The 8,987-nt window shown below is 53.4% G+C and carries 12 protein-coding genes and 4 pseudogenes; all 16 read right to left on the bottom strand.

Going from position 1 to position 8,987, the window contains the following annotated elements; genetic code table 11:
- Positions 1 to 1,524, bottom strand: a complete 1,524-nt coding sequence (locus tag SGP1_RS31930) for a phage DNA ejection protein (RefSeq protein WP_011410802.1) — start codon at positions 1,522 to 1,524, stop codon at positions 1 to 3.
- A gap of 11 nt (positions 1,525 to 1,535) precedes the next feature.
- Positions 1,536 to 2,213: a hypothetical protein gene (locus tag SGP1_RS08100; protein WP_041866769.1), complete on the bottom strand. Its 678-nt coding sequence runs from the start codon at positions 2,211 to 2,213 to the stop codon at positions 1,536 to 1,538.
- Positions 2,197 to 2,562 (bottom strand): annotated as a pseudogene (locus SGP1_RS31670) (DUF2824 family protein); the annotation flags it as partial. The pseudogene SGP1_RS31670 and the gene SGP1_RS08100, both read right to left, overlap by 17 nt.
- Positions 2,563 to 2,875, bottom strand: a pseudogene (locus SGP1_RS33010) (phage antirepressor N-terminal domain-containing protein); the annotation flags it as partial. It lies immediately after the preceding pseudogene.
- A gap of 186 nt (positions 2,876 to 3,061) precedes the next feature.
- A complete protein-coding gene (locus tag SGP1_RS08090; RefSeq protein ID WP_011410800.1) occupies positions 3,062 to 3,538 on the bottom strand; it encodes a lysozyme in 477 nt (158 codons plus the stop codon).
- A 2-nt stretch (positions 3,539 to 3,540) separates the two neighbouring features.
- Positions 3,541 to 3,714, bottom strand: coding sequence for an HP1 family phage holin (locus SGP1_RS08085; RefSeq protein ID WP_041866768.1), 174 nt, complete (start codon positions 3,712 to 3,714; stop codon positions 3,541 to 3,543).
- Between the two features lie 80 nt (positions 3,715 to 3,794).
- A complete protein-coding gene (locus tag SGP1_RS29360; RefSeq protein WP_148203423.1) occupies positions 3,795 to 3,992 on the bottom strand; it encodes a hypothetical protein in 198 nt (65 codons plus the stop codon).
- 696 nt (positions 3,993 to 4,688) lie between these two features.
- Positions 4,689 to 5,030 carry a hypothetical protein gene (locus SGP1_RS29355; protein WP_148203422.1) on the bottom strand — a complete coding sequence of 114 codons (342 nt, stop codon included), beginning with the start codon at positions 5,028 to 5,030 and terminating at the stop codon, positions 4,689 to 4,691.
- Positions 5,031 to 5,270: 240 nt separating this feature from the next.
- Positions 5,271 to 5,477 carry a bacteriophage antitermination protein Q gene (locus tag SGP1_RS35020; RefSeq protein ID WP_279379447.1) on the bottom strand — a complete coding sequence of 69 codons (207 nt, stop codon included), beginning with the start codon at positions 5,475 to 5,477 and terminating at the stop codon, positions 5,271 to 5,273.
- Between the two features lie 40 nt (positions 5,478 to 5,517).
- Positions 5,518 to 5,754: a bacteriophage antitermination protein Q gene (locus SGP1_RS35015; RefSeq protein ID WP_279379463.1), complete on the bottom strand. Its 237-nt coding sequence runs from the start codon at positions 5,752 to 5,754 to the stop codon at positions 5,518 to 5,520.
- Complete coding sequence (locus SGP1_RS35010) at positions 5,720 to 5,845, bottom strand: hypothetical protein (protein ID WP_279379479.1); 126 nt, start codon at positions 5,843 to 5,845, stop codon at positions 5,720 to 5,722. The genes SGP1_RS35015 and SGP1_RS35010 overlap by 35 nt, the downstream gene beginning before the upstream one ends.
- The gene (locus tag SGP1_RS30665) at positions 5,842 to 6,000 is read right to left on the bottom strand and encodes a hypothetical protein (RefSeq protein ID WP_158302357.1); all 159 of its coding nucleotides are present in this window, start codon (positions 5,998 to 6,000) and stop codon (positions 5,842 to 5,844) included. Before SGP1_RS30665 ends, SGP1_RS35010 begins: the two co-directional genes overlap by 4 nt.
- On the bottom strand, positions 5,997 to 6,458 hold the full coding sequence (locus SGP1_RS08060) for a hypothetical protein (protein WP_041867442.1): 462 nt from the start codon (positions 6,456 to 6,458) through the stop codon (positions 5,997 to 5,999). Before SGP1_RS08060 ends, SGP1_RS30665 begins: the two co-directional genes overlap by 4 nt.
- A 2-nt stretch (positions 6,459 to 6,460) precedes the next feature.
- Positions 6,461 to 6,959, bottom strand: a pseudogene (locus SGP1_RS08055) (phage N-6-adenine-methyltransferase).
- A 198-nt stretch (positions 6,960 to 7,157) separates the two neighbouring features.
- Complete coding sequence (locus SGP1_RS08050) at positions 7,158 to 7,595, bottom strand: recombination protein NinB (protein ID WP_011410799.1); 438 nt, start codon at positions 7,593 to 7,595, stop codon at positions 7,158 to 7,160.
- A 46-nt stretch (positions 7,596 to 7,641) separates the two neighbouring features.
- Positions 7,642 to 8,952 (bottom strand): annotated as a pseudogene (locus tag SGP1_RS23685) (replicative DNA helicase); the annotation flags it as partial.
- Between the last annotated feature and the right edge of the window lie 35 nt (positions 8,953 to 8,987).

Here is an 8,987-nt window from a genome sequence, read left to right as displayed (position 1 = left end):
TTAACCGCCGTCTGCGTCAGCCCTTTGCCCGCTTTGTTTGATATTGTCTGCCCAGGATGGCGATGAGGCTTCCGGCGCGGCCTGAGGCGGACTATCCAGCACAAAGCCTTCCGGCAGGTCGCCATACGAAGGTGCGCCGTCCAGCACAAATCCCTCGGGAAGCGCTACAGGGTTTGCCATTGTCCACCTCTGAATACCATTTTCTGACCTGTGCTTGGATTGGTTGCCGTCGCCCCTTCGCGAATACTCAATGAGGTTGAGCCGCCCGCTCCCTGCCCACTCGACTGTGGCTCTAGGCTTCCTGACGCTGGAAGTCGGGATAAATGAGGTGCCAAGACGGTTTTTGGCGGTCTCAGCATGGTCGATGACCCGTTGCAGGCTACGCTTAAACTGCTCCGGTGATTGCCGAGTACTGAGACTGGCCAGGCTCGATTGCAGCCCCTGAGATTCGCGGTTAGAGGCATTACCCAGCCCTGACGCACCATTGGCGGAAAGCGTTTGCATCGCCACCTGGGATTTCAGACTTTCAATTTCTGCGTCAACGTTACTGGCTCCTGAGCCGGGCACATTGGGAAGAAGCCCAACGGAGCCTGTGACCCGCCAGAGTGCCGGATTTTTCTGAAAACTTTTGGTCTTCTCAACCATCTGGTCATACCCATCAGAGATGGTTTGAACCCGTTGATAATCGTTGATGGCCGCTTTTCTCACCTGCTCACGGGCACCCTTGAGCTTCTGCTGATTCATGTCGCGCTTCTGTGTTAAATCCGCTAACTTTTCCTGATTGGTTTCCCGGGCTATCTGCTGGTCGAAGGCCTTATTCGCCAGCTCCGCCTTTCTCAGCGCCACGTTTTGGCGAGCAACATCGATATTCGCCCAGCCTCGAGCATCGCTCATTTGATTGCTACGTTGCGTTTCCGCCAGTTGCCCGCGCTGAATATCTCGTCCCTGCTGCTTATCCATCACGTCGAAATACTTCTCTGGTCCCAAAGCATGTAGACCGATTAAATCGGCATACTGACCAAACTGCTGTGGATCTTGCTGGTAAGCCTGCCACGCGTCCTCGGGGCTGATGCCCACATGCCACAAGGAGTCAGCGTTTTTCATCAGTGCCCCTTGCACCGCTTCCGGCCCCTGACCGGCGGCCAGCTTCAGCGCCATAGCCGTACTGCCAATCGCCTGATTTTTATTCGCATCCACAAAGCCCATACCCTGCTGAATGGCCTGCATCTGCTCGGGATAGTCGACAGCGAGTTTGCGCATCGCATTGACATCATTGTTGTTATAGGCTTTGCCAAACTGCTGCTGAAAAGCCTGTTGCTTTTGCTGTTGCTGAAATTGTTGGTGAGTCTGGGTGATATCCTTGACTGCTTGCAGCGCCTGCAAGCCGAGATTATTCGCGCCCTGTCGTTCGTCCTCGTTGTTTTGACGGATAAAGGCCAGCGCCGTATTGGCGTCACGGGTCTGGGGGACGTTGCTGTTGACTATCTGTAAATTCGGTAACCCGCTGAGTTGAAATGTTGCCATGATTTACTCCATCAGAACAAAGCGCCTAAAGCACCGATTAATCCGCCACCAATGGCGCCTATCCCTGTTCCCAATCCCGGCACGACACTACCCATGGCGGCACCCGTTGCAGCGCCACCCAATGCGCCCGACGTGAATCCCTGAAAACCCGAAGGCCGGTTAGCTCGTGCTGCAGCCAGTGCCGCCTGCTGTTGCAGCAGCTGCGAGGTGTTATTAGCGTAATTTTGTCCAGCAGAGGCTTGCCCCGCCGCGGCATTCATGCCGATATTGAGCAAGTTGCCATAGTTCTGCATTTGACCGGAGAGCCAGTTCTGCCCGAGCGCGGGGGCGATGGACACCAGTTGATTACCGGTGGCCGTTGACCCCAATCCGCCGGTCGTCTCTGCGGACGCCAGCGACTGATAACGCGCCTGATCTGCCAGTTGCCGGTACTGGTCTGAGTTGTAGTAATCACCGAGCGCCTTGTTTTGCCCCTCCAGGGTGGCGAGTCCCTGAAGTTGCTCAAGTGCCGGTTGCCCTGCCTGCATATAGGGGGCAAGGTTCTTCATCACCGTTTCCCATTGCTCCCGTTGCAGGCGCGTTGCCTGTCGTGTGGCATCCGCCTGTGCACTTGCGCCACCGTCTCCGCCTTTCATCAAACCGTGCATCGGCTCCAGCTTGTTTTTAAACTGCTCAGTCAACACTAACATTGTCTAATTCCTCATATTGCGCCCGCGTCAGCTGATAGAGCGTGACACCAACGGGTTTCCCGGCACTCAGGTAAGCGTTATCGAGATGACCGACACGTCTTGCCACCAGCAGGAGAATGATCACCCGACCGTATTGGGTGGTGTCCGGTACCAGGGTGATACTGTTGGTAAAGGTCGAATTTTACAGCAACCAGAGACAGAACAGGCGATGACCCTCGAGCGCATAGCGACCCCGAAAGTCCGGCGCGTAAATGGCGTGGCATTCCACTACCCCCATCCAGAACGGGCGCACCTCATGCACCCCGACCAGCATCACACCCTCGTAGATCCCCAGATACAGCGCGTCTGGCACGTCATCACACTCCTCCTGATACTGAACCACTTTCTCGCGGATTTCGGGCTTGACCTTGTTGGGGCTGATAGTCTGAAGCCAGCCGTTTAATTTGCGCAGAGCCAGACAAAGCATCTTCTGTGGGCCACCTAGACGTAGGGATGGTGATTTCCACCCCTCCTTTAGCAAAGCGCTGTTTTATCTTGGTTCTTTATGATTTCCAATCCATTTTTATTCCTTCGACGATAGGTTTCATCGGGGTATAGAGTTCGCCGTTATGGTTGACGACATACAGAGCATTTCCATTAAACGAAACAGTGATTGTTTGCATAGTTCTTATCCTTACTTAGGTAATGAACCTTTGATGCATAGGAAATCAGCCCGTCGAAGGCAGCACTCGCCAGCTGCTTCCTCAAAGGCTCATTCCTAAACAAGGTCCGACGTGTGATGGGTGCATGCACTGCACCGATGAAAAAGCCCCGGGCGATGCCGAGGCTCATTGATTTGAATTAAAGAATTACAGAGGCTTCAGACAAAGCTCGCGCTCTACCGCCCGCCGACTAACTAGGCCCTTAGATACTTTGCCGTCAACATACTTCCAGCGCCGCATCTCATCACAGGCACCGGCCCTGTCTCCAGCGTTCAGCGTCTTCAGCAACGTCGAGCGCTCAAACGCCCCTCTGCCGACGTTGTAGACAAACGATGCGAGTGCAACCTTCTGGCTCTCAGTCAGTGGTACGGTGACATTGGCGTCAACGACGGCCATTGCCGCTTTCAGATCACTCTCCAGTAGGGCCTGGCATTCAGCTGCGGTATAGCGTTTACCGGGGACGATATCGCTACCGGTATGCCCATAACAGACCGACAACACACCACCGGAATCCCGGTAGGGCGTATAGCGCACGCCTTCGTGCCATTGGATGAGTACCGTTGCCATGGCGATAGCGCCGCCTGCTGTGCCTTTTATCACTCGGTTACGCAGCTCGGAATTCATCGCTAGCGCTTCGTCCTAAAACGGTATTCCTTGTGCTGGTAAATCCAGTTCAGTAGGAAGGTCGCCAGCGTACAGGCGATACCGGTAATCAATGCCCATTCACTGAGCGAGAACACACCCAGCAGGCACGTGACAAGGGCCCAGCTGTAGGCAGAGCCGGTAGTAAGTTTTTCCATGGGTATTATTGGGGTTATTGCGCCACCCCGGACGAGGTGGCTATCGGTCAGAAAAAAGCCACACAGTGGTAGCCATACAATCAGGCATTCGCTGTCAACAAGTCGGCGCCAATGCCAACAGAGGATAACGCCTTGATGTCCTTGGAAGTCAGCTCACTATGCCGCTGGATATAGGCGCCAGGGTCAACCAGTACATCGTAGCGCCCCAGCCGTTCGTGCAAGGCGATGATGACGTCCTCAACGAGGGCGGGGTACTTGTAGACGGTAGAGACTTTCACCGGATCCTCCTCCGTCTGCCCTACCTGCTCGGCAGCGAAGTCCAGTACACCCCGAAGGTGTTGGTTGGCCGTATCCCCTTTCCAGATGCGCTAGCATCCGGGTACAGGCGTTAAACGACTGGCCTTCAAGCTCTGCCGTCAGCACTGTGCGGTTAAAGTTGCGCCGGGCAACCTGGTCACACAGGCGCTCAGGATTATCGTGATTGACTTCAGCCCAACCGATATCCGTCTCTTTAACCAGATGGTCAAGGTAGCGCAGTATCCCTGCCGTTTGGGGTTTCTTCGTCATCAGGCGTGTGCGAGTCATATCCGGCTTTGATGGACTGTTTTTAGTTCGCCCCCAGCATGACGCCAGGGTCGCCAACGCTTCAGGGATGGCCTGGCAGACACGCACTACCTTACGAAGCAATGAGGCCAATGTGCGTAACTGACGACCAGCACGAGGGCTTTCTGTCAAAGCCTACCGCCCGGTTGCGGACACTGGCAATACTTCCCGCTAGCGGATTCAGCACCGTACGACCGGGGAAGGGACGAATGGCAGGCGTGATGGACGAATTTGCGCAGATAGCGGATAGCATGTTCGCTCCTTCTGTAAATTCCAGCCAAGAAAAAGGCCACGCCGGAGCGTAGCCTTGAAAAGAGATTTATCAGTGCAACATCAGTATATTCAAATAGGTAAGTACGCTACGAACGGAATCAACGATTATTTGAATACTCGATCATATTATTTAATCCAACCCTATGATCATAGGGATATGGATCTTTATGTGGTTCGTCATGTCCAAATGCGCATCTTAATCCATATTCTTTTGCCTGCTTATCTACAGCACGTCTATATTCTGTTTCATATACAGACAATTTTTCTTTACTACGAAAACCTTTTTCAACTGTATAAGAGATTATTCCATCATTGAATCTTACAGATTTATTACTGATATTTGTAATATTTCCGCCCACACATGAAGTATTTCTCTCATTTCTTGATGGTGATTGCAGCGATGACACAGAGGAGAGACTACCACTTAAATTAATATTCATATACCAATATGAGTTAATATGTAGTATTTATTATTATGAAATATCTATTGGTAGCAATAAGTAAAAATTCCCAACTACCGGTTTGACGTGTCTGAGATTTAGCTTTAATTTAGACATCATATAGATTTATAGTCAAATTATAGGCAAAAACCGAACATTTGCAAATTCTTTTTCACCTCGATAAGCCCCTTTCGTTTTTGATACAGCTCATCCAGTGCGTATTCATCTAGTACAGAAACTTCAGCCATCAAGGCGCGCCAATAGCCTTCGTACCTTATCAGCCGTTACCCCCACCATATCCGCCAGTTCGGCGTAGGTGTAGAGATTCGTGCGACAACCTATTTCCCGTGCCACCACCTGCACAGCGAGCAACGCCAGCCCTTGTAAGCGCTGCCTCACCTTGCCGGAAATACGCCCCGGTTGCTGCTCAATGAACTTCTGCCACACGTAAGGCAGCACCTTGAGCTGCTCAGCGTGGTACCGGTAATCACTGTAGCAAGCAATACCGGATCCACGCTTGCAACGGCTCATCGAGGCCGCCGATGGCACGACGCCAGGGCACGAGATAATAATCGTACTCAAGCATCAGAATGGCTGATTTGCCCTTTACCCGCGTTTGCTTCGCTTTCACCGGCGACGATGGCACTCTGACCATGCGCCCGTTCGTATAGCTCAAGAAGCGAGGAGGGTTACGGTTGAAGCGCGAGGTCTCTATCCGCGTCATCATCCGCCAGATTGCCCAACTGCCCGTTCCTGACTTGGCGAATATCCGCCAACGCGTAGCTGACCCGGGCCCGCACCCACTCAATGTTCATTTTACCGCTCCCCAGCTTTTGCCGTTTTTGATGCTGTAGATGTTCTGCTTGCGAACCTCGAATTTCCTCGTCACCTCCGCCACCGGCATACCGGAGGCCAGCAGCGCCCGGACAAGCGGAATATCGCTCGCGGTAAGCCGCCCTCGTGGTCTCATGCTGCCTCCCCCATGCGATAGGTAATGCCCTCCTGATACCAATCCGGTAGCGTGAACTCGATGCGCCAGATATTTCCGCCAGCCAGTAATTCCCTAAGGCGCTTGAGTTCATCCTTCATGTGCTGGTAAATCTCCTCCATCTGCAACGGCTTCAAGCGTATTGGCATCGCTGCCAAATGCGCCACGCGGTCAATAGTCATCTCTCCGTAGGTGATGTTCGCGTGCATCGTAAACTCATACGGGTCTTCTCCTAATTTGCGGTGGCAGCCCGCACAGTGAGCAAAGGCGTTGAAGGGATGATAGCGGGTCGCCTTGTGTCGGCGGGATTTGAAATGGGAGCAATGGAGATTACCGTGGTCGTGATGAAAATAGTTACCGCAGTAATCGCACTGCCAGTTGGTTCTTTCTCGGACGAGTTCAGAAAATACCGCGTCATGCTTATCTCGTTTCAGTGCCATACCTACCCCCATATTCGGCTCATCAGCGCCTGCTTCCTTACCGTAGTCATCCCTTTTGAGGTGGTTCGCCACGGTCGCCAGATGAACAACACGCTGCTCTTGCTGTTACCCGCCTTGCCCTTCTCGCCGGTTTCAGCGCTGATAAACAACAATCGCACCTCATCTGCCGTTTTCTGTGCCTGAGCGAACCACGCCGTCGAGGTGTCGGAAGGGAGAAGCATGACGATAGTCTGCTGCTGTACCGCACACTGCTCGGCGGCCTTTTTCATCTACGGCATGATATTGCTGTACGGGGGATTGCAGAAAATGGCACCCCGAGTCTGCCAATCGCAACTCAGGGCATCATCCTCTTTTTGTCAGATAGTCGAGACACAGGGCATTATCGTGGTCGGCGGCAGCGTCAAGGCAGAACCCGAACTCTGCATTCAATGCCTGAAAGACCTCGTGCGGCGTTCGCCATGTATCTTTGTGCTCTGGCCGGGTGTTTGATTTTAGTGCCATATCCAGTTCCACATTTTGTTAACCATTGAGCGTGGCGTTGGTTTGAGGTATTTCTGTTCGCGAAGGGTGACGACGACATCCCAATACTGCGGGTTACTGCTCAGTGACCTGACAACACAATAATCCTTGCCTTCGTAGTGCCTGATGAGGTGTTCAGCCTCTTCCTGGTTAACCCGTCATACCTGAAACAGCTCTTCTTCATCCGACTCTCCCAAAATAATCCCCTGAATAACGCACCTCCCACAGCCTGACGCCGTTTCCCACTGCCCAGACTTGCGAGTACTCAATCAAACTGTTCATGCGCTTCACGCCCATCTGAGCCGTGCTCTCGCGGATGCTGCAAAACTCCCCCTCCAGCCCTGTAACGACTTCTCCCGGCCTGCCTGTGGCGATGGCATGGCCTGAGACGAACAACGCTTTCCAGTCCAAAAGCGGACGCGGTTTATCTGCCCACAACACTTGCCGAGAGACATCGGTGCATAGCGCATGAAACAAATTGTTCTGCGGCAAATTTCTTGTGCTGTCGTTGATGGTAATTTCGAGAGGGCGGTGTTCGTCGGTGGGGAGTGAATCAATAAACGCTTTCAGGTTTTCTCGTATTCGTTCATCACGCAGCAGGAAGCGTGTTTTGTCCATTAACCACCTCTGAATTTATCCACCCAAACAAAAAGGGCTGCAATGAAAATTCCTGATAAGCGGTTCCCTGCGTGCCAAACCGGTTTTTGGCGACAATGAGTTCAGCGTATTTCGCCGCTGGACTATTCTCGTTGTACACCGCATCGCGGTAGAGCATGATGATGCTATCAGAGCGTCCTGCTCAATGCTGCCTGAATCTCTTAAATCAGCACAGGTAGGCCGCTTATTGGTGCGCTGCTCTACGTTTCTGGATAACTGACTTAGCGACATCACCGGCGTTTTCAGCTCCTTCGCCATACGCTTGAGGCTGCCGGAAATATGCGCGACGGCAAGGTCATTACGCTCTGCTCGTGGCTTCTCAATCAGACCCAGATAATCGACCATAATCAGCGATAACGCAGGGTGGGCAAGCTTGTGCCGGTAAGAAATGGCTCGTATCTGCTCGATGGTCAGTGATGATGCATCCACGACCCAAACATCAAGCCCCTGTAAGCGGCGAAGTCCCTGAGATACTCTTGCCCAACCTCCGTCATCCATCCGGCAAGGCTTGCGTAGCGTCGAAACCGGGAGATGACTGGCTCCCGCCAATGAGCGCTCGATAACCTGCATCGCATCCATTTCCATCGAGAAAATCAAAACACCCTTGCGTTCGATTTCAGTTATCGCGCCGTTCTCCGTGTCAATCTGGCGTGTGGTATGCTGTGCAGCGACACCCTCCGCCACCTTCAAGGCAAATTCAGTCTTTCCCATGCCGGGACGGGCGGCAACAATCACCAAGTCCACCGGATTGATACCACCAAGAATGTCATCCAATTCCTCAATGCCCGTTTTCAATGAGTCCGAGGCTTCCCCATTCTTCAGACACTTTTCCAAAAGCGCGGTGTAGGGGGCTATCAGCTCGTCGATATGCATTGGGCGGACTTCGTCGGCGGGGCAGTCGATATCACGCAGGGAGGCTAACACCTGCCCCATCACTGCCAACGCACGTTCATGGTTCGAGGATTGGCGTATCTGCTCCAGTCCATCGCCCAACAACGCCGTGAAGCGCCCGCCGCACACGCTGATAGTCTGCCAGTACCCGCGCATACCCCTTGAGATTCGCTGCGCTGGGACACTTCTTCGCCGTTTCCATCACCGCGCCAAAGTTGCCGCTCCCCATCGCCTCACCCACCATCAGCCCGTCAATCAAGCCACGGGTTTTCGCCTGCCGCCGAATTTCGCGGAACGTCTCACGGTACAGGCTGGCGGTGAAAGCGTCGTCATCCAGCAGCGTAGCGAGGACATCCGCCGCATCAGGCGTGTAACCGCCTAGCAGCAGACCACCGATGACACTGGCTTCGATTTCCTGGTCTGTCACAGCGTGCCCTCCCGGACTTTGGTCAGGGTGTCAAC

The sequence above is a fragment of the Sodalis glossinidius str. 'morsitans' genome, assembly GCF_000010085.1.
GTDB lineage: Bacteria > Pseudomonadota > Gammaproteobacteria > Enterobacterales > Enterobacteriaceae > Sodalis > Sodalis glossinidius.
The sequence above is the reverse complement of the archived record's forward strand: the minus strand, read 5'-3'. Positions and strand labels throughout refer to the sequence as shown.